This is a genomic window from Streptomyces sp. NPDC028928 (genome assembly GCF_055564915.1).
In genome coordinates this window covers 1,099,866-1,122,156 of record NZ_JBVHVI010000001.1, presented here as the reverse complement: position 1 = coordinate 1,122,156, position 22,291 = coordinate 1,099,866, and the positions used below count along the sequence as shown (strand labels likewise).

The window sequence follows — 22,291 nt, the reverse complement described above, 5'->3', positions numbered from 1 at the left end:
GCCTCGGAAGAACAGGAGCGGCGGGCCGTACGCACCAGGCCCGCCGCCCCCGTCGCCCACCCGGCCCGTGCCCAGGAGAGAGCCATGACCGGCGTGTCCACCACCCTCGACCGTCCCCCGCACCCCGCGGCACCCACCCGCTACACCGTCACCCTCGCCCGCGACGAGGCCGACGTGCGTGCCGCGCAGCGGCTGCGGCACGACGTCTTCGCCGGGGAGATGGGGGCCCTGCCGGCCACCGCCGAGCCGGGGCACGACGTCGACGCCTTCGACGCCTACTGCGACCACCTCCTCGTCCGCGAGGAGGTGACCGGGCAGGTCGTCGGCACCTACCGGCTGCTGCCCCCGGAGCGGGCCGCGGTCGCCGGCCGGCTCTACTCCGAGGGCGAGTTCGACCTCGCCGCGCTCGACGCGATCCGGCCCGGCCTGGTCGAGGTCGGCCGCTCCTGCGTCCACCCCGACCACCGCGACGGCGCCGTCATCGGCCTGATCTGGGCCGGGATAGCCCGCTACATGACCGACCGGGGCCACGAGTGGCTGGCGGGCTGCTGCTCCGTGCCGCTCACCGACGGCGGCGCCCTCGCCACGGGCGCCTGGGAGCGGGTGCGGGCGCGGCACCTGGCGCCCGAGGAGTTCCGGGTCCGGCCGCTGCTGCCGTGGACCCCGAACGCCGAGGTCCCGCCCGCCCGCACCGAGCTGCCCGCCCTGCTGCGCGGCTACCTCCGGCTGGGCGCCTGGGTGTGCGGGGAGCCCGCGCACGACCCCGACTTCGGGGTGGCCGACCTGTACGTCCTGCTGTCGATGCGCCGGGTCGACCCGCGCTACCTGCGGCACTTCCTCTCCCTCGTCCCGGCCTGATGAGCGTCTGGCTGCCCACCGCACCCTGCACCCCGGGCGCCTGCGTGGCTCCGGTCCGGGCCGCCGCGGCCGTACCCCGTGCCGTGCTGCGGCTCACCGCGGTCGCGGCCCTGCTGCTGGCCGGGGTCGCGCTGTCCCCGCTCGGCGGGAGGGTCCCCGCCGACTGGGTCAGGCGCTGGTGCCGGATGATCGTGCGGGCCGTCGGGGTCCGGGTCCGCATCACCGGCGCCGCCCCGCCGACGGGCGGATTGCTGCTGGTCGCGAACCACGTCTCGTGGCTGGACATCCCGCTGCTCACCGCCGTACGCCCGGCCCGGATGCTGGCCAAGACCGAGGTCCGGCAGTGGCCCGTGGCGGGCCCGCTCGCGGCGCGCGGGGCCCTGTTCATCGAACGGGACCGGCTGCGCGCCCTGCCGGGCACGGTCGCCGAGATCGCCGGCGCCCTCGGCGCGGGCGCCGCCGTGACCGCCTTCCCCGAGGGCAGCACCTGGTGCGGGCGCGCCCACGGCCGCTTCCGCCGGGCCGTGTTCCAGGCCGCGCTCGACGCGGGCGTGCCCGTCCAGCCGGTCGCCCTGCGCTACCGGCAGCTGGGCGGCGGGCCCGGCACCGCGGCGGCCTTCGTCGGCGACGACACCCTGCCGGCCTCGCTGTGGCGGGTGGCCCGGGCCCGGGGCCTGGTCGCCGAGGTGGAGGTCCGCCCGGTGATCGACCCGGGCACCCACCCCGACCGCCGCTCCCTCGCCCACGCGGCCCAGCCGACCGCCCCGGAGCCGGCCTGGACCCATGCCGCCCTGGTCGCGAGCGCGCTACAGGGGCCGCACGACCAGCTCGGCCAGCCGCACACAGGCCTGCACGGTGGCCGGACGCAGGTCCTTCAGCTCCCAGTGCGCTGACTGGAGCGCGGTGTCGAACGGCACCTGCACGATCTGGTCCAGCTGGACGCCCAGGCTCCAGTGCAGGTTGTCGGGGAGACCGCGGCGGTGCGAGCCGTCGGTGCGGGTGGCCACGACGACCGCCTGGTCCGCCAGCCGGTGCCGGCCGGACTCCCGGATCCGGTCCAGCGTGCGCGCCGCGGCGTCGAGGAACCAGTCGGCGGTGCCGCAGCACACGATCAGCTGGTCCGTGTGGTCCAGCACCACGTCCGCCGTCCGGTCCAGCCGCACCGGCGCCCAGTCCGTCAGCAGGAACGGGTAGTACGGGGCCGTGTGCGCCAGCACCCGCAGGTACTCCTGCGCGTGCGCGGAGTTGGGCCCGTAGTGCCCCGCCCGGTGCGCGACCACTTCGAGGCCCGAGGGCAGCCGGGTGGTGAGGGCCCGGACGTCCTCGTACGCCGGACCGAGCGGCAGCGCGGCCAGGTCCCGGGGGACGGCACTGTTGCGGCCCGGCGGCAGGAAGAAACCGAGGGCGCCCTCGGTGGCGGCGCCGTCCACGGCGAGGACCGGTTCGGCGCGTACGGCGGCCAGCAGGGAGCCCAGGGCGACCGTCACGGTGGCCCGGCCGCTGTAGTGGAAGGCGCTGACCAGTGTCACCCGCCTGCTGTGCGGCAGCGGGGCGCGCAGCCGGTCCAGGCGCTGCCGGAACTCGGCGCGGGCCGGACCGAAGCGGGGCTGGGGCAGCAGCCGCTCGGCCGGCGGGGCCGCCTCCGGCGGGTCCGGCGGGGCGAGCGGCACGGGGTCGGGCGGCCGGGCGGCCACCGGCGGGACCGGCGAGCGGCCCTCGTCGTCGTACCGCAGCCGGGCCAGCGCGATGTACTTGGCGAGGGCGTCCGCGACCTCGCTGGCGGAGGGGCGGCGGTCCGGGTCGTCGTCCAGGCAGCGCAGCACCAGGCCCCGCAGCTTCTCCCAGCCGTCGCCCTGCCACAGATGCATGCCCTCCGGCAGGTTCGGCACCTCCACGCCCGCCTTGCTGCTGATGAGCTGGAGCATCGCCCCCAGCGCGCGCATGCTGTCCGCGACGGTCGGCGCCGGCCCGGACCCCAGGTACCGGCCGTCCACGGCGTAGTCGGACAGGTCGCCGAGGACGATGGTGCGGCGCAGCACGTACACGCTGTCCATGCCGAAGTCGGCGGGCACCAGACCGGCGGCGTGACTCAGGGCGAGCGCGTTCGCCAGATGCCACGACACCAGCAGCCCCCGCACCAGGTCGAAGGGGGCGGTGCCGTGCTGGAGGGAGCGGGCGAACACCTCCGACAGCCGGGGCGGCTGCCCGTCCGGGGTGTCCCCGTCGCTGATCGGGGTCATCGCCAGCCACGGCGGGGAGTCGTCCAGCCCGGTGCCGCGCAGCGCGGGCGCGTACTGGCCCTGCAGCCGGCCCAGCACCTCCGCCTCCACGGCGATCAACTGGGCGTTGGCCGCGGGCAGGTCGGGCCGGGGCGTGCGCAGCACCGCGTCCGTGCCCCGCGCGTCCACTCCCCGGTACAGCACGGTACGGCGGCCCCGGCGCCGGTCGCGCAGGGTGTACCCGCCGAGCCGCTCCGGGTCGGCGTCGGTCAGCGGCTCCCAGCCGTCGGCGGGCGCGGCGGGCCGGTCCGGTTCCGAGCGGGGCAGGCCCGGCACCCGGTCGAAGGACACCCCGAACCGGGTGAGCAGCCGGCGCTCGACGCTGGTGAACGGCTGGTGCGAGCCGGGCAGCTGGGCAGAGCCGTCCGGATGGGCCAGCCAGGCCGGGAAGTCCGGCGAGTTGCCGGCGAGTTCCTCCAGATGGCGGCCGATACGGCGGCTGGTGCGCAGGAGTTCCGCCTGGGGAACCGAGTCCAGCAGGACCGCCTTGGACTCCTCGGAGAAGTCGAACACCCGGTGCTTGGCGGGCAGCGGGCCGGGCACCGGCGCCGGATGCGGCCGGACCAGGCCGCCCAGGAACACCTCGGCCAGGTGGGAGGTCGTCGCCGGCCACGGCACCGCCGACTGCACCAGCCGCATCACCGGTACCGACAGCGGGGAGACCGCCGCCAGATGCGCCGCCAGCCGGTACGCCTCCGGGGTCGCCGCGTCCCGGAAGTGCTGGGCGCTGGTCAGGTCCCGGGCGGCGGTCACACTGCCGTACGGGTCGGGACCGGACAGCAGCGGCAGCTCCGCGGTGGTGCCGGGGGAGGCCAGCAGCCGTGCCCAGTCCCGCAGGGACCGAGGGGTCGGCTCCAGGACGGGCACCGGCACCCCCTCGAACGCGGCCAGCTCCGGCGGCAGCAACGGATCACCCACCTCCCAGGCCGCGTTGGCGCCGCCGATCCGCCGCGTGGTGACCTGCCAGCGCTCCGCGGCGATACCGGACGCCTCCCACATGTCCGGCGGCAGCGTCTGCAGCACCGCGACCGGGCCGCGGGAGCCCCACTCCGCCAGCAGCCGGTGCAGCGCGCCGGACCGCCAGGCCGCGCCCATACCGTCGCTGACGACGAGGACGAGGGTGCGGCCCGAGGGGTCGCTGACCGTGCTCAGCGGCAGCGTGCCGCTCTCCGGCCGGAACGGCCGGGCGCGCAACCGGGGATCGCGGGCACCGCGGGTGTCGAGGCCGAGGACGCGGGTGGTGGAGAAGGCACCCAACCGCTCCAGCAGCGTCCGCAGTTCGGCGCCGAGCCGGTGCCACAACAGCATCGACAGACCGTCGTCCACGAGCAGCGCCAGATTCAGCCAGCGCTCCCGCACCGGCCGCTCCACCACGTCGGGCAGGCTGGTCTCGGCGAGCTGCGCGGCGGTGCGCTCCTCGTCGATCTCCGTGCGGTGACGGCTGTCCAGGCGGCGGCGCAACGGCCTGAGCGCCCGGCCCAGTTCCAGTTCGTCGGCGAGCGCCTTGTCCTCGGGCACCCGCACCGGCAGCGCCCGCCGCGGCTCGGGGGCGGCCGGGGCGAGCCGTACCTCCGGCACCGGGGCCTGCCGGGCCGCCGCGTACAGGGAGGGGGCGGTGAGGTCCGGCAGGTCCGGGTCGTCGGGCTCCGGCGACGGGTGCCGCGGTTCCGTCCGGCCGGGCTCCGGGGAGGGGTCCGGCGCCGGGCGGCCGGGCGGCGGCGACGGCTCGCGCAGCAGCGGCGCACCGGCGTCCGCGGGCAGCCGGCGGGCGAGCCACAGCACGTCCAGGATCTGGTCCGCGTCCAGCTCGTGCCCGCAGGCCGCCAGCACCCGCAGCACCTCCGCCAGCCGCTCGCCCCCGCCCGGCACGGTCACATCGCCCCGGTGAGCTGGTGCAGTACGGCGTCCAGCAGACCGTCCGCGTCCAGGTCGACCCCCCCGGCACGCAGGAACACGGCGTTCAGCAGCTGGTCGGTGGCCAGCTCGCCCAGGGCACGGCGGCGCAGGAAGGCGTCGATCAGGTCGTCCGCCTCCCGCAGCGCCTCCTCGCCCAGGTGGGCGGCGACGATGTCGCGCAGCCGCTCCTCGTCCGGCACCGGCAGTTCCAGCCGGAGGCAGCGGCGCAGGAACGCGGGCGGGAAATCCCGCTCCCCGTTGCTGGTGATGATCACCACGGGGAACTCGGCGCACTGCACGAGCCCCTGGTGCACCCGGACGGTGCCCCGGTGGTCGGAGGTCTGCACCTCCACGTCAGCCGTGCCCTCGGGCAGCCGGACCAGCTCCTTGATCTCGAAGTAACCCTCCTCGAACACGGTGAGCAGGTCGTTGGGCAGGTCGACGTCGCCCTTGTCCATCTCGTCGACGAGCAGACAGCGCGGCGCGGCCGACGCCACCAGCGCCGTGCCGAGCGGGCCGAGCCGGATGAACTGGCCGATGGCCGGCTCGCCCTCGCCGCGGTCCCGGCTCAGCGTGGTCTCCCGCAGCCGGCCGATGGCGTCGTACACGTACAGCGCGTCCGGCACGGTGGAGCGGCTGGTGACCGACCAGCGCAGCAGTTCGCCCAGGCACAGTTCGTGCGCGACGGCGCGGGCGAGGGACGACTTGCCGGTGCCGGCGGGCCCGGTCACCAGCAGCGGCCGGCGCAGGTGCAGGGCCGCGTTGACGATGTCGGCGTGCCGCGGGTCGATGACGTACGGCAGCTCGGGGCGGGTTCTGCGGGCCGGGGTGAAGCGCCGCCAGGGCGGGGCGGCGGGGAGGCTCACGGCCCGGGGCACGCCGTCGCCTCGGAACAGGCGCCAGTCGGCGCCGGCGGCGGATGTCATGGGCCCTCCTGGGGTTCGGACAGATGCAGACGAGGGACGGTGCGGTCGGCGTCGGCCCAGGCGAGGACCGGCCGGCCGGGGAACTCCGGTGCGTTGGTCAGGGCGTTGGCCCGGTAGTGGTGGACGCCGTCGGGCAGTTCCCGGGTGGCGACCTCCGCCATGTGCCGGACACTGTGCGAGGATCCTTCCTCGCGCCGGTCCCACATCACCACAGGTATGCCCAGTGCCAGGCAGGTCTGCACGATGCGGTCCCGGGGCGGTCCGGGTGGTACGTCCACGGAGACGCGCACGGTGTCGAGTTGGTTGACCAGCCGCGAGTAGAGCGTGTCCCGGTCCGTGGGTTCGGAGACGACGAGCGTCCTGCCCTCGTCCAGCCGGTTCCACCGGGTGCGCCACCGGGAGACGAAACGCCCGTTGCGGCGCAGCAGTTCGGGGCAGTGCACGACCAGCGGGAACTCCACCCCGAGCACGCCCGGCACCAGCTCGGCCGGGTCCCGGGCCGCCCACTCGTCGACGGGCAGGTTGAGACCGCCGCGGTCCACGAGCACCTCCACCAGCGGCGGGCGCTCGTCCCCGGCTGGGGGAGTGAGCGAGTCCAGGGCGCGCAGCACCTCGCGCGCGGCCTCCGAGGAGGTGTACGACCTCATGCTCTCGGCGGACACCTGCCGCGGCCCGGTCCCCTCGTCGCACCAGATCCGCAGCCGGTGCCGGCCGCGTCCGGCCTTGGTCACCTGCACCAGGACCCGCACCCGGCCGGCCCGGGCCCGTGCCGCGCGCGCCCACTCCTGCGCGTCGAAACGGCGTTCGCCCAGCGCCGACCGCTGGATGCCCAGCCGCTGGGCCACCCCGTCCGCCCACAGCCGCAGCCGCCCCCGCTGGGTGTCGGGGCACAGGGCACCGACGTACTCCAGCACCCGCAGCAGGGCCGGCACCCGGCGCTCGTCACCACTCGCACGGCCGTCTCCGCTCAGCCCCTCCAGGTGGTCGAGCAGCGCGTCCACGGTGTCGCCGCCCGGCCGGGCCGCGAGGTGCGGCAACGCGGCCCGCACCGCCTCCGGGAACCGGCCCAGCACGGCCGGGTCGATGGCGCGCAGCAGTCCCCGCAGCTCGGTGTACTCCGCCGCGGACAGCAGCCGGGGCGTGCGGGACAGGGCGCCCACGGCCAGGATCCGGTCGGCGGCGCGCGGGTCGTCCCGGCGCAGGATCCCGGTCAGCGCGGCCAGGGCGCGCGGATGGGCCAGCACGAACGCGGCGAACTCCTCCGGGGACGGCGGGACCACATCGCTGCCCGGTTCGACCCCGCACTGCCGGGCCAGCCGGCGCGCGCAGTCGCCCCGCCCGCTGGGTGAGGGCAGCGCGTCCTCGATCGCCTCCACCAGCAGCCCGAAGGCCGGGTCGTCCGGGTCGGCCGGCGCGGGCCGGGCGCCGTCCAGCACACCGAGCGGGCGCAGTTCCGCCTCCACGGCCTGCCAGGGAATGGCCCAGCTGCGCCGCACCATGCTCTGGAAACCGAGCGCGAGCGGTTTCACCGCGCCGTCCACCGGTATGAAGTGCCCGACGACCAGCCCGACCACGGCCCGTTCCTCCCCGCACCACAGCGGGCTGCCGCTGTAGCCGGGGCCGACCGCCATGCCGGTGGGGGCACCGTCCAGGTAGGCGAGGGGGCCGTGCAGCGCGGTGACGGTGAGTCGGGCGATGGTGGCGGCATGGCCGCCGCCGTGCCAGGCGTCCGTCTTGTGGCCGACCGTCATGGCGGCCTGGCCGGGCCCGGGCGGGAGACCTCCCGCGGGGGCGTCGACGCGCAGGACGGCGAGGTCACCGAGCCAGTCGGTACTGCCCGCGCGGACCGCCCCGCCGTCCCGGGTGCGGGGCGGTATCCAGTGCGCCACGCGCGCCGGGTACCGCCGGCTGCCGATCAGATCGGCCTCGGGTACCTCGACGGGAACCTCCTCCACGCCCGGGGCCCGCGGGTCCAGTTTCTTCCTGCCCAGCGCGGCGTTGACGACGTGCGCGCAGGTCAGCACCGTGTCGGGGCCGAGGACGAAACCGGCGCCGGCGGCCTTGCCGTCCTCGGTGCGCAGCACGGACACGACATACCGGGACGGGTCGTCGGAGCTGTCCCACCGGTTCCGGAACCATCCCACGCGTCACTCCGCGCCGGATGCCGCGCCGGATGCCGCGCCGGTTGCCGGGGCGGGCTTCCAGGCGGCGGTCACGGTGAGATGCGCCTGCCCGGCCGCGCCGACGATGCCGAACTTCAGGTCCTGGCCGACCTGCACCCCGAAGGTCACGGTCAGCTCGGTGGGCGGGTCGGGCACCGCGGTGGCGGCGTCGTGGACCTCCTGCAGCAGCGGGCCGATCGGCCGCAGCGCCCCGCGGAGCGCCTCGGCCGCGAAGTTCGCGACGGCCCGGCCGCCCGCGCCGACCGGCTCGGCCCGGCCCATGCCCTCCGGCAGGTCGTCGTCCGCCGGAGCGGGTTCCGCGTCCGGGCCGGGCGTGAGCAGGAACCGGACGGGAGTGCCGTCGGCGAGCGCGAGATCGGGTGAAGTGGACACGCTCGTATTATCGGCGGGGAGCGCCGGGGAGCCGCCGGACTTGCACAACTCGTTTACCGCATCGATGCCTTGGCCGCGGTGGACCACCCGGGGCTCAGGGCATGACCCGCGCCAGATAAGGCGCCGTGGCGCTGCCCTCCGTGCGGGCCACCCGGTCCGGCGGGCCGGCCGCCACGATCCTGCCGCCCCGGTCGCCGCCGCCCGGGCCCAGGTCGATCACCCAGTCGGCGCCCGCCACCACCGTCATGTCGTGCTCCACCACGACGACGGTGTGCCCGGCGTCGACCAGCCCGTGCAGCCGGTCCATCAGCACCTCCACATCGGCGGGGTGCAGTCCGGTCGTCGGCTCGTCCAGCAGGTACACGGTGTGGCCCCGGCGCCCGCGCTGGAGTTCGCTCGCCAGCTTGATCCGCTGCGCCTCCCCACCGGACAGCTCGGTCGCCGGCTGGCCGAGCCGCAGATAGCCGAGGCCCACGTCGAGCAGGGTGCCGAGGCTGCGGGCGGCGGCGGGGGTGTCCGCGAAGAACTCCGCGGCGGCCTCCACGGTCAGGTCCAGCACGTCGGCGATGCTCCGTCCCCGGTACGCCACCTGGAGCGTCTCGGGGTTGTAGCGGGCGCCGCCGCAGTCCGGGCACGGCGCGTAGGTGCTGGGCAGGAACAGCAGCTCCACGCTGACGAACCCCTCGCCCTGGCAGGTCTCGCAGCGACCCCCGGCCACGTTGAAGGAGAACCGCCCGACCCCGTACCCGCGCGCCCGCGCCTCCTCCGTGCCGGCGAACACCTTCCGCACGACGTCGAACAGGCCCGTGTAGGTGGCCAGATTGGACCGCGGGGTGCGGCCGATCGGCTTCTGGTCGACCCGGACCAGCCGCTCGACACCCGGCACATCCTCGGTCAACTCGCCGATGAGCGTCGACTTTCCGGAGCCGGAGACACCGGTGACCGCGGTGAACGCGCCGATGGGGAACCCGGCCGTCACCCCGCGCAGGTTGTGCCGGGTCACCGGACCCACCGTCAGCCAGCCGCGCGGCTCGCGGACCTCGCGGGCCGGACCGGGGGACTCGTCGAAGAGGAACACGGCCGTCGCCGACTCCTCCACCGAGGCCAGCTCGGCCGGCGGCCCGCTGTACAGCACTCGCCCGCCGTGCTCGCCCGCCCCGGGGCCCACGTCGACCACCCAGTCCGCGCCACGCACCACCTCCAGGTGGTGCTCCACCACGAACACCGAGTTCCCGGCCGCCTTGAGCCGCTCCAGCACGGTCAGCAGCGCCTCGGTGTCCGCCGGGTGCAGTCCGGCGGACGGCTCGTCCAGCACGTACACCACGCCGAACAGCCCGGACCGCAACTGGGTGGCCAGCCGCAGCCGTTGCAGCTCGCCCGCCGAGAGGGTGGGGGCGGCCCGGTCCAGGCTGAGGTAGCCGAGGCCCAGTTCGACCACCGGCGCGATCCGGGACTTCAGATCGGCCGTGAGCACCCGGGCCGTCTCGGATCCGCCGTCGAGCAGCCCTGCGAGGTCGGTCAGCGGCAGCGCGGCCAGCTCGGCGATGGTCCGGCCGCCGAAGGTCACCGCGAGCGCCTCGGGCCGCAGCCGGCTGCCCCCGCAGGCCGGGCAGGGCGCGCTGGTCAGGAACCGTTCCGCCTTCGCCCTGAGGGTGGGCGACCTGGTGTCGGAGAACGTCTTCAGCACGTACCGGCGGGCGCTCATGTAGGTGCCCTGGTACGGCCGTTGGATGCGGTCCGCGTCCCGGACCGGGTGCACGGTGACGACCGGCTGCTCGTCGGTGAACAGGATCCACTCGCGCTGCTCGGCGGGCAGTTCGCGCCAGGGCCGGTCCACGTCGTACCCGAGCGTGTCCAGGATGTCCCGCAGGTTCTTGCCCTGCCAGGCGCCCGGCCAGGCGGCGATGGCGCCCTCGCGGACGGACAGCGAGGGATCGGGGACCAGCAGCTCCTCGGTGGTCTCGTGCACCCGCCCGAGGCCGTGGCATCCGGGGCAGGCGCCGGCGGCCGTGTTCGGCGAGAACGCGTCCGAATCGAGCCGTTCGGCGCCGGACGGGTAGGTGCCGGCGCGCGAGAACAGCATGCGCAGCGAGTTGGAGAGGTTGGTGACCGTGCCCACCGAGGAACGCGAGGTGGGGGCCGCGCGGCGCTGTTGGAGCGAGACCGCGGGCGGCAGGCCGGTGATCTCACCGACCTTGGGGGCCCCGACCTGGTGGATCAGACGGCGCGCGTACGGCGCGACCGACTCGAAGTACCGCCGCTGGGCCTCGGCGTAGACCGTGCCGAACGCCAGGGAGGACTTGCCCGAGCCGGAGACGCCGGTGAACACGGCCAGTACATCGCGGGGGATGTCCACGTCGACGCCCTTGAGGTTGTGCTCACGGGCGCCGCGGACACGGACGTAGGGGTCGTGGGGGCTGTGCATCGGGGGAACTCTATCCGCCCCCGAGCGCCGCTACCGCGGAGGGTTGTCGCGGTCCTGCGGCCGGGTGCCGAGCTCGTCCCTCAGCTTGTCCTGGCCGGTGTCGACCTGCGACCGGTACTTGTTGCCGGTGCGCTGGTCGAGGTAGTCCCCGCCCTTGTCGATGCCCTTGTCGGCCGTGCTCTCATGGCCCTTGATCATCTGCTTGAGCTTGTCCAGCACGGACATGGCAGCCCTCCTCGTCGCTTCCAGGCTTGCCCTCCCAGGGTCACCGTCCCGGGCGGGGTTCGCATCTCGAGCCGCTCACCGGCCGGGCGCGAAGAGCCCGGCGAGCCGCCGGTAGGAGTCCAGCAGGGCCGTACGGTCGTAGGTGCTGGTGGTGACGAGGACCTCCTCGGCGCCCGTCTCCTTCAGCACCGTCTCCAGCTCGTGGGCGACCTGCTCCGCGGTGCCGGCGATGTGCCCGGCGAGACCGGACTCGTAGAGGTCCCGCTCCCTGGCGGTCATCGCGCGGGCCTCGACCGCCTCGGCGGGGGCGAGCGGCGGGAAGGTGCCGTGCGTGCGGGAGTACGCCATCGACCAGGCCTCGGGGACCAGCAGCCGGCGCGCCTCGGCCGCGGTGCCGGCGACCGCGACCGTCCCGGAGATCACCACGTACGGCTCGGACGCCCAGCGGGACGGGCGGAACAGGGAGCGGTACCGGTCGATGCCGCGCAGCAGTTTCTCGCGGCTGCGCAGGTCACCGATGACCATGGGCAGGCCCGCGCGGGCCGCGATCCGCGCGCCCTCGCCCATGGCCAGCACGAACGGCGGCACGGTCAGGCCCTCCGCGGGGCGGGCGTGCACCCCGGCCGGGGAGCCGCCGGTGAACCAGTCCAGCAGCTCCCCGAGCTGCGCCGCGAAGTCCTCGGCGTCCCCCTTGTCCCGGCCGAGCGCCCTGCGCACCCCGTCCGTGAAGCCGACGGAACGGCCGAGCCCCATGTCGACGCGCCCCGGGAACAGCGCCTCCAGCACCCCGAACTGCTCGGCGACGACCAGGGGTCGGTGGTTGGGCAGCATGACCCCGCCGGTGCCGACCCGGATGGTGCGGGTGGCCGCGGCGACGGCGGGGGCGAGCACGGTCGGCGCGGAGCCGGCCACGCCCGGCACCCCGTGGTGCTCGGACACCCAGAACCGGTGGTAGCCGAGCGCCTCCGCCTCGCGGGCCAGCGCGACGGTGTCCCGCAGCGCCTCGGCGGGCGGGTGGCCCTCGCGGGTGCGGGAGCGGTCGAGGACGGAGAACCGGGTCCGGCTGATCACTGAGCTGCTCACGCAGGGTTCAACGCCCTGGCGGGCGCGGGATTCCCGCGAGGGTCCATATCGAGGTGTTGTGCATCAGGTCTCCCGGGTGTCCGCCGGCTCCGTCGTACCCCGGTCGCCGCCGGCGGCACGGAGGTTGCCGGGGCCGGCGCGCTGGCTAGGGTGGCCGGTGTGACAGACAGCAGCAAGCGCCCGCTGGCCGTGTTCGACCTCGACAACACGCTGGCCGACACCGCCCACCGCCAGCACTTCCTGGAGAGCCGGCCGCGGAACTGGGACGCGTTCTTCGCCGCTGCGCCCCAGGACCCGCCGCTCGCCGAGGGCGTGGCGCTGGCCGTGGAGAGCGCCCGCGGGTGCGAGGTCCTCTACCTCACCGGCCGTCCCGAGCGGTGCCGCCGGGACACGCTGGACTGGCTCGCGGCCCACGGGCTGCCCGAGGGGCGCGTGTTCATGCGGAGCAACGCCGACCGCAGGCCGGCCCGGTTCACCAAGCTGGAGATCCTGCGCCGGCTCGCCCGTGACCGGGAGATCCGGGTGCTCGTGGACGACGACGAGCTGGTCTGCGACGACGCCGAACGCGCCGGGTTCACCGTCGTACGGGCCCGCTGGGCCGCGAAGTCGGCGGCGCTCCAGGAGGCGCAGGAGCGCGAGGGGCGTACCTGAGAAGGGCGTACGCGGTCCGGCTCAGGCGGTGTCCTCCAGGCGGAAGCCGACCTTCAGACCCACCTGGTAGTGCTCGACCCGGCCGTTCTCGATCTGGCCGCGGATCTGGGTGACCTCGAACCAGTCCAGGTTGCGCAGCGTCTGGTCGGCGCGGGCGATGCCGTTGCGGATGGCCTGGTCGACGCCCTCGTGCGAGGTGCCGACGATCTCGGTGACCCGGTAGGTGTGGTTCGACATGCGGGTGCTCCTCTCGTGTCACGCCGTACTCCACCGTGCCGTATCCGCGCCCCGTCCGCACGGCGTCGCGGTCGTAGCGCGTCACAGCCGAACCCCCGGTAGCCCTTGACCTCCGCATTGGTCCATACCAAAATCCAGCACACCCGTACGAGCCCCCGCGCTCGTCCCCCCACGTCGGGCCGCCTTCCCTGTCCCAGCAGCACTGCCAGACAGAACAGGACCCCTCGTGAGACGTCGTCTGCTCGCCCTCGTCTGTGTCACCGGAACCCTCGTCGGCGGCTGCGGGATGCTCCCCGGCGACCACGAGCGGAAGACCGTCACCGTGTGGCTGATGAAGGACAGCGCCTCCACGGAGTTCCTGCAGCGGTTCACCGAGGACTTCGAACGCACCCACGAGGACCTGCGCCTCGACATCCGCATCCAGCACTGGACCGGCATCGTCGAGAAGGTCCGCACCGCGCTCGAGGGGGACTCCGGCGACGGCCCGGACGTCATCGAGGTCGGCAACACCCAGGTGCCGCTGTACGCGGACGGCGGCCGGCTCGTGGACCTCACCCTGGAGTCGATGCGGGACTGGGGCAAGGAGAAGTGGCTGCCCGGCCTCGCCCAGCCCGGCAAGGACGGCAACAAGCAGTACGGCATCCCCTGGTACGCGGCCAACCGGGTCGTCATCTACCGCAAGGACCTGTTCCAGCAGGCCGGCATCACCCGCCCGCCAAAGACCCGCGACGCATGGCTCACCGCCACCGAGAAGCTGAACTCCGGCGACACCCAGGGCATTTACCTCGCCGGACAGGACTGGTACACGCTCTCCGGCTTCATCTGGGACGAGGGCGGCGACCTCGCCCGGGAGAAGGACTACGCCTGGCAGGGCACCCTGGACACCCCGGCCGCCCTGCGCGGCATGGACTTCTACCGCCGGCTCCAGGCGCTCGGCGAGGGACCCGCGGACGCCGACGAGGAACACCCGCCCCAGGCCGGGGTGTTCGCCGGAGGCAAGGTCGCTCAGATCATCGCCGTACCCGGACTCGCCCAGTCCATCGTCCGGAAGAACCCGGAGCTGAAGGGCAAGCTCGGCTTCTTCCCCGTGCCCGGCAGGACCGCCGGGCGGCCCGGAGCCGTCTTCACCGGCGGTTCCGACCTGGTCGTCCCGCGCAACACCGACGACCAGTTCGCCGCGACCGCCGTCGTCGAGGCGCTCACCGGAGCCAAGTGGGACACCGAACTCGCCCGCACCATGAACTACGTGCCCAACAAGACCACACTGGCCGGCGCGGTCGCGGGGGAGGAGGGGGTCGCCGCCATGGCCGCGGGCGCGGCGCACGGACGGGCGACCCCCCACACCCCTCAGTGGGCCGACGTGGAGGCCGACAACCCGATCAAGGAGTACATGACCCGGGTGCTGAACGGCGCGGACCCGGCGACCGAGGCCCGCCGCGCCTCACGGAAGATCACCGAGGCGCTCGCCCCGAACGTGGGCTGAGCGCACGGAGTCACTCACCGGGCCACACTCAGCGACAGCGCGAAGCGGCCCTCCGCGTCCGTCCACCAGTGCGTCAACTCCAGGCCGACGGCGGCCAGTTCCCCGGTCACACCCTCCTTCCGGAACTTCGCCGACACCTCGGTGCGCAGCTCCTCGCCCGCCGCGAAGTCCACGGCGAGATCCAGCGCGGGCACCTTCACGGTCTGTGCGGTACGCGAGCGCAGCCGCATCTCGATCCACTCCCGCTCGGCGTCCCACAGGGCCACGTGGTCGAAGGCGTCCGGGTCGAAGTCGGCGCCCAGTTCGCGGTCGACCACGGCCAGCACGTTCTTGTTGAACGCGGCCGTCACCCCGGCCGCGTCGTCGTATGCACGGACCAGCACCCGCTCGTCCTTGACCAGGTCCGTGCCGAGCAGCAGCCCGTCTCCCGGGGCGAGCAGCGTGCGCACGGAGGCCAGGAACTCGGCGCGTTCGGCGGGCAGCAGGTTGCCGATCGTGCCGCCGAGGAACGCCACCAGCCGGGGCCCCGGCGTGGCGGGCAGGGTCAGCGGGGCGGTGAAGTCGGCGATCAGCGCGTGGACGTCGAGGTCCGGGCGCTCCCCGATCAGGGCCTGTCCGGCCTGGACGAGGGCGCTCTCGCTGACGTCGACCGGGACGTAGACGGCGAGCGAGGGGAGCGCCTCGATCAGATAGCGGGTCTTCTCCGAGGAGCCCGAGCCCAGTTCGACCAGGGTACGGGCCCCGCTCGCCGCGGCGATCTCACCGGACCGGGCGGCGAGGATCTCCCGTTCGGCGCGCGTGGGGTAGTACTCGGGCAGTTCGGTGATCCGCTCGAACAGCTCGCTGCCGCGGGCGTCGTAGAACCACTTGGGCGGCAGCCACTTCGGGGTGACGGTGAGGCCGTGCAGGACGTCGGCGCGCAGCGCGGCGTCCGTCGCGTCCTCGGGGAGGGTGCGGGTGACGTGCAGGGGGCTCAACGGCAGGGCTCCTTCGGGGTTGCGGCCGCCGGTTCCTCCAGCGGGGCGAGCAGCACGCCGGCGCGGCTCGCGGTGAGCACGGTGCGGTCCGGGACCTCCTGCCAGAGCGGGTCGTCGTCGTACGGCTCCGAGGCGACGACGGTGCTCCGGCCGGGCTCCGTGCGGTACCAGAGCGAGTCGCCCCAGGCGGTGGCGGCGATCGTGGTTCCGTCGGTCAGCAGCAGGTTGAGACGGGATGCGGGGGCGGCCCCGGCCACTTGGCGAACCGTTTCGCCCAAGGCCTGGTCGGGTTCGTCACCGCCGCGCAGCCGGTGCAGGACCAGCGCCCATACGAACGCCGAGTCGGTGCGGGCCTGGAGCGACAGCAGCTCGACCGGCGGCAGCGCGGAGACCAGGGGCGCGGCCGAGTCCGGCCAGCCCGCGACCGCACCGTTGTGGCTGAACAGCCACCGCCCGGCCGCGAACGGCGCCGCAGCGGCCTCGGCGTCCGCCCCCGCGAGGGTCGCGTCCCGGACGGCCGCGAGCACGGCACCCGAGCGCACGACCCGGGCCAGGTCGGCGAAGGACAGGTCGGCCCAGACCGGCCCGGCCCGCCGGTAGCGGGCCGGGACGGGGTCCTCGGAGGTGTACCAGCCCACGCCGAAACCATCGGCGTTGACCGTCCCGTACCGCTGCCGGCGGGGCGCCCAGGACTGGCGGACCAGACTGTGCGGGGGCTCCACGAGGACCCGGCCGAGCGGCTCCTCGGGTCCCAGGTAGGCGAGGTGACGGCACATCAGACCGCCTCCGAGCGGGCGGTGCGGAACCCGGAGAAGATCTGCCGGCGGATCGGGTAGTCCCAGTTGCGGAACGTGCCCCGGCAGGCCACCGGGTCCACGGCGAACGAACCGCCGCGCAGCACCTTGTACTCCGGGCCGAAGAACACCTCCGAGTACTCCTTGTACGGGAAGGCCGTAAAGCCCGGGTACGGCAGGAAGTCGCTCGCCGTCCACTCCCACACGTCACCGATCAACTGGCGTACCCCGAGCGGCGATGCACCGGCGGGGTAGCTGCCGGCCGGAGCGGGCCTGAGGTGGCGCTGGCCCAGGTTGGCGTGTTCGGGCGCCGGGTCGGCGTCGCCCCAGGGGTAACGCCGCGAGCGGCCGGTCGCCGGGTCGAAGCGGGCCGCCTTCTCCCACTCCGTCTCGGTGGGCAGCCGCCGTCCGGCCCAGCGGGCGTAGGCGTCCGCCTCGTACCAGCACACGTGCAGCACCGGCTCGTCCGGCGGGACCGGCTCGGTGATCCCGAACCGGCGCCGCAGCCACTGGCCGCCGTCCCGCCGCCAGAACAGCGGGCCCGTGATGGAGTGCTGCCTGATGTGCGCCCAGCCCTCCGGGGACCACCAGCGCTCGGTGTCGTAGCCGCCGTCCTCGATGAACGCCTGGTACGCCGCGTTCGTCACCGGGGTCGTGTCGATCCAGAACGGCGCCACCTCGCGCGGGTGGGCCGGGCGTTCGTTGTCGAGCGCCCAGGGTTCACTGGAGGTGCCCATGGTGAACGGGCCGCCGGGGACGAGGACTTCGGCCGGTCCGGTGAACAGCGGGACCGGCTCCGGGTCCGGGGCGGTCAGGGCCTGCGGCCCCTTGCGGAGCTGATGGGTGATCAGCATCGTCTCGTCGTGCTGCTGTTCGTGCTGGGCGATCATGCCGAAGGCGAAGCCGGCCTCGGTCAGCCGGGTGCCGTGGAAGTCCGCCGCCTCCAGCAGATCGAGTGCCCGGCCGCGCACCTCGGCCGCGTACCGGCGGGCCTCGGCGGGCGGCAGCAGCGGCAGCGAGGGCCGCTCGGCGCGCGGATGCTCGAAGGCGTCGTACAGGCTGTCTATCTCGGGACGCATCGCCTCCCGGCCGCCGACCGCCCGCAGCAGCCACAGCTCCTCCTGGTTGCCGATGTGCGCCAGGTCCCACACCAGCGGGGACATCAGCGGGGAGTGCTGGGCGGTGAGGTCCGGCTCGTCGACGCAGGAGGTCAGCAGCGTGGTGCGGTCACGCGCGGTGGTGAGGGAGGCCAGCGCGCGCTCCCGCAGCGCTTCGGTGTCCGTCGGGGCGGTCTCCGTCTCGGGGGCGGTCATGTACGGATGTCCTTCCTCCGGTGGGCGGTGGGGGTGCCCCCGGCGGGGCGTGAACGGGGCGGGTCCGTGGCGGGCAGCCGGTCCAGCAGGTCGTCGGCCGGACAGCGGCCCCGGGCGACATAGCGGTCCTGGTAGTCCGCCACGGCGTCGGCGACCCGGGCGGTGGCGCCCAGCCGGGGCAGCGCCTCCAGGGCCGCCGCGAAACAGAGGTCGGCGGCCTCGCGCAGCTCCGGGTCGGCGAGCCCGCGCCGGGCCGCGTCGACCCACAGCGGGTTGTGCGGGGCGGGCAGGTTCAGGGCCCGTTCCGCCAGCGGTTTCACGGCGCGGTAGGCGGTCTCGGCGGCCTGCGGGTCGTCGAACAGCGCCGCCGTCACCGCGAGCGGCACGAGCCAGCCGTCCTCGCCGGGCTGCGCGTCGATCATCCGCAGTTCCAGGTGGCCGCGCGGCCGGACCGGCGGGAACAGGGTCGTCAGGTGGTAGTCGAGGTCCTCCCGGGTGGGCGGCCGGGGCCCGCCGGAACGGGTCCACTCCCGGAAGGTGAGCCCCTCGGGCACCTCCCAGGGCCCGCTGTCCCGGCGGACGCACATCACCGGCGAGTCCAGCACATGCCGGGCCCAGGCGGCCCGCGGCTCGCCGTTCAGCGGGGGAGCGCCGGCCCGGCCGGCACCGATCTCCGTCCACATCAGCTGCCGGGTGGACTGCCAGCCCGTGGGCCTCCGGCCGAGCAGCGGCGAGTTGGCGAACGCGGCCACCAGCACCGCGCCCAGCTGGTGCGCCAGCCACCAGCGCCGGACGTGCCCCAGCGGGCCGGGCTCCTCGTGACCGGCGTCCACACAGACCTGGACGGAGGCCGAGGTGCACATCATGTGCCGGCCGGCCGGACCGGTGCGGTCCAGGCAGGCCTCCATGGCGTCGTAGCGGGGCTCGCGCAGGAATCTGCGCGGCGTGTGCCAGGGGTCGTGGCCGATGCCCGCGAGGCCGAGACCGTCCTCGGCCAGCACGGCCCGGACGGTGTCCAGGTCGGCGGAGACGGTGTCGACGCACTCCATCAGGGAGGCGGCGGGCGGCGAACTCAGCTCCAGCTGGCCTCCGGGTTCGACGGTGAGCGCCGAACCGAGGGGTACGGCCCGCAGGGTGGCGTAGGCCGCTTCGAGTCGTTCGGGTGTGACCGGGAGCTGGGGCAGCTCCAGCGAGTGGACCAGCCACTCCAGCTCGACACCGAGGGTGCGGGGCGGTCCGGTCTTGAAGCAGATGCCCCGGACCAGGGCCTCCACCTCGGCCTCGGTGACGGCGGTGCGGTGCTCCGTACAGTCACCACCGTCGCGCTGTGTATCGGACATGTCGGGATCCTCCTGAGGTTCCACCATGCCACCGGCCCGGAGTGTGGGCCGGGCAAGCACTCGTCCCACCCAAAACCCTCGAGCCGATTCGCACAAGGGTGCCAACCCGGACGTTCCGGATCCGTCACCTCCGTTTCCTTGGGCGTTCGCGGACCGTTCCGGGCGCGGGAAACTCCGTTGCACCGCATCACCAGCATCACCCAGGATGCGTGCATGAGCACGACGGGGGAGACCGCGCGGGCCGCGGTCGCGGCGCCCACGGGGGTGGCGCCGTGAGCGCGCGCCTGCGCGGGGTCGCAGTGGAGACGGAACGCATCGTGGCCGCGGGCCGGTACCGGGCGCCGGACGGCCGGGAGGTGTCGGTCGCGGAGGCCGTCGAGGCCGCGCGGGCGGCCACCCGGATGTTCGGGCCCGCACCGGTGCCGGTGCCGGCGGCGCCGCCCGTGGGCGACACGGTCCTCGAGGTCACCGGCGAGAGCAGCCTGGAGGCGGCCCGCCGACTGGCCGGTGCCCCCGTCGCCGTCCTGAACTTCGCCTCGGCGCGGAACCCGGGCGGCGGCTACCTCAACGGCGCGCAGGCCCAGGAGGAGGCCCTGTGCCGCGCCTCCGCGCTGCACACCTGCCTGCTGACGGCCCGTGCCTTCTACGACCACCACCGCGCCGACCGCGACCCGTTCTACACGGACCGGGTGATCCACTCCCCGGCGGTCCCCGTCTTCCGCGACGACCGGGGCCGGCTGCTCGCCGAGCCGTACCTCGCCGGCTTCCTGACGGCCGCCGCCCCCAACGCGGGCGTGATCCGGCGTACGGCACCGGAGCGGGCCGCCGGCATCCCCGGCGCCCTGGCCGCACGCGCCGAACGCGTCCTGGAGACGGCCGCGGCCCAGGGCTACCGGCGACTGGTCCTCGGCGCCTGGGGATGCGGCGTCTTCCAGAACGACCCGGCGCAGGTCGCGGGCGCCTTCCGGGCGCTGCTGGCCCCCGGCGGGCGGTTCGCCCGCTCCTTCGAGCACGTGGTGTTCGGGGTGCTGGACCGGACGCCGGGTGCCGTCGTACGGGAGGCGTTCGTGCGGGCCTTCGCGTAGCGTCCGGCCGATGGCCGGGCCGGTCAGGTCCAGCCGTAGCGCTCGTGCAGGCTCCTGCGGACCAGGTTGAAGCGCATGCGGTCCAGCGCGCACGCCTCCCGGCGCATGCCCTCCTCGTGCAGCCGCAGCACCCGGTCCACGTCCACCCACGAGTCCCGGCCCGACCGGTCCCACGGCCCGCTCCCGATCGCCACCCACTCACGGTCGTGGTCGTGCCGCTTGCTGGAGAGCTGCACGGCGAGGAACGTGCCCGCCGCCTCCCGGGCCACGACCAGCACCGGCCGGTCCTTGCCCCGGCCGTCGTTCTCCTCGAAGGGCACCCAGGTCCACACGATCTCCCCGGGGTCCGGGTCGCCGTCGTGGGCGGGGGAGTACTCGGTGCGCACCCGGCCCACCTGGCGCGGGTCGGCCTCGGTGGTGGCGTGCGGGCCGCGGCGGCCGGGGGCGTTCTCTTCGGTAAACGTGCTCACGGGGGCACCCTAGTGGTCCGCGTAAGTCCCGTCGGGCGCCCGTACGTTACCCGGGGGCGGCGCCGGTGTGCCGGACCGGTGCCATGCCGGGGCGTGCGCCGATCCGCATGCCCGGACGCCGGCCGTGCACGGTCACGTACGTCAGTCCGGCCGGACCGGCGGTGATGCTGCGGGCGGCGCCGTGCGGGAGCCAGACCAGGGCGCCCTCGGCGAGCGGCTCCACCGCGTCCGCGCTGCCGTCGCCGAGCGTTCCGTCCCCGGCGACGACCAGGACCAGCACGTCCAGCTGCGCCTCGGTGTGCGCCGTGATCCGCCCGCCCGGTGCCAGCCGGACCACGTTCGCGTCGAGCTGACGTCCGCTCTCCGCCAGCTTCCACAGCACGCCGGACGCCACCGGCGGTGCCTCGGCCAGCGCGCGGATGTCGCACAGGACCCGCGGGTCCGACGCCCGGTGCTCAGCCGTCATGGTGTCCATCGCGGACGGCGACGTCATCTGGTGTTCCTCTCGGCTCTTCCCTGTCCCCCGCCCCACACTGCCCACCCACTTTACAATTAATACATGTAGGATTCGTGAAAAATGGGCGCAGGGGAGAGAGGGGTGCCGGACGTGACCACGCGGGAGAGCCCGCGCCGACGGGAAGTGCTGGACGTGCTGCGCGCCGCGCCCGCGCCGCTCGGTGTCGCGGAGACCGCCGAGCGGATGGGGCTCCACCCCAACAGCGTGCGGTTCCACCTGGACGCCCTGGTGACCGACGGCCTGGTGGAGCGCCGTACCGAGGCGCCCTCGGGGCGCGGCCGGCCCCGCACCGTCTACACCGCGCGGCCCGGCATGGACCGCGGAGGTCTCCGCGACTACCGGCTGCTCGCCCGCATGCTGCTCAGCCGGTGGGCCGCCGCCGACCCGGCCGAGGCCCGGGCGGAGCTGACGGAGACGGGCCGCGCCTGGGGTCGTTTCCTGACGGATCCGCTCCCGCCGGACGAACCGCCGACGCCCGAGCGGTCGGTCGGTCACCTGCTCGCCCTGCTGGACGGCCTGGGCTTCGCCCCGCGGCCGGAAGGAGGCGAGGAGTCCGGCGGGGCGCCCGAGCGGATCCGGCTGCGGCACTGCCCCTTCCTCGAACTCGCCGAGGAGCGCAGCCGCTTGGTGTGTCCCCTTCACCTGGGCCTGATGCAGGGGGCGTTGGCACGGCTGGGCGCACCGGTGACGGCCACCGCGCTGGAACCGTTCGCCGAACCCGACTCCTGCGTGGCCCACTTGGCCGGGGCACCGGGCGACTGATCCACCGCCGAAGTGATCCCCCCGAAGTACACCGGCCGGGAACGCGACCGCCTCCCCACCCTGCCGAACTTCCCGCGCACCGGGCTCGCCCAGCTCGCCGAGCACGCCGACCCCCGCGTCCGCGCTCTGGCCGCCCGGGACCCGGACACCGGGCCGGCCCTCGCCGAACGGCTCACCCGTGACCCCGACCCCGAGGTCCGGGCGGCCCTGGCCCGCCACCCGAACCTCCCGGCCCCCCGGCTCGCGGAACTCCTCGCCGACCCGGAACTCGCCCACGCCGCCGCCGCGAACCCGGCCCTGGCCCCGGAGACGGTCGACCGGCTCGTGCAGACGTGGGGGGGGGGGGGGGGGGGGGGGGGGGGGGGGGGGGGGGGGGGGGGGGGGGGGGGGGGGGGGCTATGCTCGCCAAGATCCG

At 74.8% G+C, this 22,291-nt stretch carries 21 protein-coding genes; 7 read left to right on the top strand and 14 right to left on the bottom strand.

Features of this window, described 5'->3' with window-relative positions:
* The first annotated feature begins 84 nt into the window (after positions 1 to 84).
* Together ACZ4U1_RS04890 and ACZ4U1_RS04885 are read left to right on the top strand one after the other, a co-directional pair.
* Entirely contained in the window at positions 85 to 858 is a 774-nt protein-coding gene (locus ACZ4U1_RS04890; RefSeq protein ID WP_467899617.1) for a GNAT family N-acetyltransferase, read from the top strand.
* A complete protein-coding gene (locus ACZ4U1_RS04885) occupies positions 858 to 1,751 on the top strand; it encodes a lysophospholipid acyltransferase family protein (protein ID WP_467899615.1) in 894 nt (297 codons plus the stop codon). The genes ACZ4U1_RS04890 and ACZ4U1_RS04885 overlap by 1 nt, the downstream gene beginning before the upstream one ends.
* Here the strand turns inward: ACZ4U1_RS04885 and ACZ4U1_RS04880 are convergent.
* From ACZ4U1_RS04880 to ACZ4U1_RS04850, 7 genes are all read right to left on the bottom strand, one after another.
* Complete coding sequence (locus tag ACZ4U1_RS04880) at positions 1,665 to 5,012, bottom strand: SAV_2336 N-terminal domain-related protein (protein WP_467899612.1); 3,348 nt, start codon at positions 5,010 to 5,012, stop codon at positions 1,665 to 1,667. The two genes, ACZ4U1_RS04885 and ACZ4U1_RS04880, sit on opposite strands and share 87 nt — an antisense overlap.
* Positions 5,009 to 5,959, bottom strand: coding sequence for an AAA family ATPase (locus ACZ4U1_RS04875; RefSeq protein WP_467899610.1), 951 nt, complete (start codon positions 5,957 to 5,959; stop codon positions 5,009 to 5,011). Before ACZ4U1_RS04875 ends, ACZ4U1_RS04880 begins: the two co-directional genes overlap by 4 nt.
* A complete protein-coding gene (locus tag ACZ4U1_RS04870; RefSeq protein ID WP_467899608.1) occupies positions 5,956 to 8,103 on the bottom strand; it encodes a VMAP-C domain-containing protein in 2,148 nt (715 codons plus the stop codon). Before ACZ4U1_RS04870 ends, ACZ4U1_RS04875 begins: the two co-directional genes overlap by 4 nt.
* A 3-nt stretch (positions 8,104 to 8,106) precedes the next feature.
* Positions 8,107 to 8,514, bottom strand: coding sequence for a CU044_2847 family protein (locus ACZ4U1_RS04865; RefSeq protein ID WP_467899606.1), 408 nt, complete (start codon positions 8,512 to 8,514; stop codon positions 8,107 to 8,109).
* Positions 8,515 to 8,608: 94 nt separating this feature from the next.
* Entirely contained in the window at positions 8,609 to 10,939 is a 2,331-nt protein-coding gene (locus tag ACZ4U1_RS04860; RefSeq protein ID WP_467899604.1) for an ATP-binding cassette domain-containing protein, read from the bottom strand.
* 30 nt (positions 10,940 to 10,969) lie between these two features.
* A complete protein-coding gene (locus tag ACZ4U1_RS04855; RefSeq protein WP_467899601.1) occupies positions 10,970 to 11,164 on the bottom strand; it encodes an antitoxin in 195 nt (64 codons plus the stop codon).
* 75 nt (positions 11,165 to 11,239) lie between these two features.
* Positions 11,240 to 12,247 (bottom strand): LLM class flavin-dependent oxidoreductase, encoded by a 1,008-nt coding sequence (locus ACZ4U1_RS04850; protein WP_467899598.1) that lies wholly within the window; start codon positions 12,245 to 12,247, stop codon positions 11,240 to 11,242.
* Between the two features lie 159 nt (positions 12,248 to 12,406).
* Here ACZ4U1_RS04850 and ACZ4U1_RS04845 point away from each other — a divergent pair, with 159 nt between their 5' ends.
* Positions 12,407 to 12,898 carry a phosphatase domain-containing protein gene (locus ACZ4U1_RS04845; RefSeq protein WP_467899596.1) on the top strand — a complete coding sequence of 164 codons (492 nt, stop codon included), beginning with the start codon at positions 12,407 to 12,409 and terminating at the stop codon, positions 12,896 to 12,898.
* A gap of 21 nt (positions 12,899 to 12,919) precedes the next feature.
* Here the strand turns inward: ACZ4U1_RS04845 and ACZ4U1_RS04840 are convergent, their stop codons facing one another.
* Positions 12,920 to 13,135 carry a dodecin gene (locus ACZ4U1_RS04840; protein ID WP_467899594.1) on the bottom strand — a complete coding sequence of 72 codons (216 nt, stop codon included), beginning with the start codon at positions 13,133 to 13,135 and terminating at the stop codon, positions 12,920 to 12,922.
* A gap of 226 nt (positions 13,136 to 13,361) precedes the next feature.
* On the opposite strand from ACZ4U1_RS04840, the gene ACZ4U1_RS04835 reads away from it, so the two are divergent.
* Complete coding sequence (locus tag ACZ4U1_RS04835; RefSeq protein ID WP_467899591.1) at positions 13,362 to 14,618, top strand: extracellular solute-binding protein; 1,257 nt, start codon at positions 13,362 to 13,364, stop codon at positions 14,616 to 14,618.
* 14 nt (positions 14,619 to 14,632) lie between these two features.
* Here the strand turns inward: ACZ4U1_RS04835 and egtD are convergent, their stop codons facing one another.
* From egtD to egtA, 4 genes are read right to left on the bottom strand one after another with little or no spacing between them, the layout of a single operon-like run.
* Entirely contained in the window at positions 14,633 to 15,595 is a 963-nt protein-coding gene (gene egtD / locus ACZ4U1_RS04830) for an L-histidine N(alpha)-methyltransferase (RefSeq protein WP_467899589.1), read from the bottom strand.
* Entirely contained in the window at positions 15,592 to 16,371 is a 780-nt protein-coding gene (gene egtC, locus ACZ4U1_RS04825) for an ergothioneine biosynthesis protein EgtC (RefSeq protein ID WP_467899586.1), read from the bottom strand. Before egtC ends, egtD begins: the two co-directional genes overlap by 4 nt.
* Entirely contained in the window at positions 16,371 to 17,702 is a 1,332-nt protein-coding gene (egtB, locus tag ACZ4U1_RS04820; RefSeq protein WP_467899584.1) for an ergothioneine biosynthesis protein EgtB, read from the bottom strand. The genes egtC and egtB overlap by 1 nt, the downstream gene beginning before the upstream one ends.
* Positions 17,699 to 19,042, bottom strand: a complete 1,344-nt coding sequence (egtA, locus tag ACZ4U1_RS04815) for an ergothioneine biosynthesis glutamate--cysteine ligase EgtA (protein WP_467899582.1) — start codon at positions 19,040 to 19,042, stop codon at positions 17,699 to 17,701. The genes egtB and egtA overlap by 4 nt, the downstream gene beginning before the upstream one ends.
* 272 nt (positions 19,043 to 19,314) lie before the next feature.
* Between egtA and ACZ4U1_RS04810 the strand changes: the two genes are divergently transcribed.
* Complete coding sequence (locus ACZ4U1_RS04810; RefSeq protein WP_467899580.1) at positions 19,315 to 20,127, top strand: TIGR02452 family protein; 813 nt, start codon at positions 19,315 to 19,317, stop codon at positions 20,125 to 20,127.
* 23 nt (positions 20,128 to 20,150) lie between these two features.
* Here the strand turns inward: ACZ4U1_RS04810 and ACZ4U1_RS04805 are convergent, their stop codons facing one another.
* Both ACZ4U1_RS04805 and ACZ4U1_RS04800 read right to left on the bottom strand, forming a co-directional pair.
* Positions 20,151 to 20,597 carry a type II toxin-antitoxin system PemK/MazF family toxin gene (locus ACZ4U1_RS04805; protein ID WP_467899578.1) on the bottom strand — a complete coding sequence of 149 codons (447 nt, stop codon included), beginning with the start codon at positions 20,595 to 20,597 and terminating at the stop codon, positions 20,151 to 20,153.
* A gap of 46 nt (positions 20,598 to 20,643) precedes the next feature.
* Entirely contained in the window at positions 20,644 to 21,090 is a 447-nt protein-coding gene (locus ACZ4U1_RS04800) for a cupin domain-containing protein (RefSeq protein WP_467899576.1), read from the bottom strand.
* 114 nt (positions 21,091 to 21,204) lie between these two features.
* On the opposite strand from ACZ4U1_RS04800, the gene ACZ4U1_RS04795 reads away from it, so the two are divergent.
* Together ACZ4U1_RS04795 and ACZ4U1_RS04790 are read left to right on the top strand one after the other, a co-directional pair.
* Positions 21,205 to 21,876, top strand: coding sequence for a helix-turn-helix transcriptional regulator (locus ACZ4U1_RS04795; protein WP_467899573.1), 672 nt, complete (start codon positions 21,205 to 21,207; stop codon positions 21,874 to 21,876).
* A gap of 12 nt (positions 21,877 to 21,888) precedes the next feature.
* Positions 21,889 to 22,291, top strand: a 403-nt coding sequence (locus ACZ4U1_RS04790; protein ID WP_467900092.1) for a HEAT repeat domain-containing protein, incomplete at its 3' end; no start/stop codon positions are given.

Coding starts and splice junctions, on each gene's coding strand:
- egtC (WP_467899586.1), bottom strand. CDS start 16,371: ATGTGCCGTCACCTCGCCTACCTGGGACCCGAGGAGCCGCTCGGCCGG.
- ACZ4U1_RS04875 (WP_467899610.1), bottom strand. CDS start 5,959: ATGACATCCGCCGCCGGCGCCGACTGGCGCCTGTTCCGAGGCGACGGC.
- ACZ4U1_RS04800 (WP_467899576.1), bottom strand. CDS start 21,090: ATGACGTCGCCGTCCGCGATGGACACCATGACGGCTGAGCACCGGGCG.
- ACZ4U1_RS04840 (WP_467899594.1), bottom strand. CDS start 13,135: ATGTCGAACCACACCTACCGGGTCACCGAGATCGTCGGCACCTCGCAC.
- ACZ4U1_RS04860 (WP_467899604.1), bottom strand. CDS start 10,939: ATGCACAGCCCCCACGACCCCTACGTCCGTGTCCGCGGCGCCCGTGAG.
- egtB (WP_467899584.1), bottom strand. CDS start 17,702: ATGACCGCCCCCGAGACGGAGACCGCCCCGACGGACACCGAAGCGCTG.
- ACZ4U1_RS04890 (WP_467899617.1), top strand. CDS start 85: ATGACCGGCGTGTCCACCACCCTCGACCGTCCCCCGCACCCCGCGGCA.
- ACZ4U1_RS04855 (WP_467899601.1), bottom strand. CDS start 11,164: ATGTCCGTGCTGGACAAGCTCAAGCAGATGATCAAGGGCCATGAGAGC.
- egtA (WP_467899582.1), bottom strand. CDS start 19,042: ATGTCCGATACACAGCGCGACGGTGGTGACTGTACGGAGCACCGCACC.
- ACZ4U1_RS04885 (WP_467899615.1), top strand. CDS start 858: ATGAGCGTCTGGCTGCCCACCGCACCCTGCACCCCGGGCGCCTGCGTG.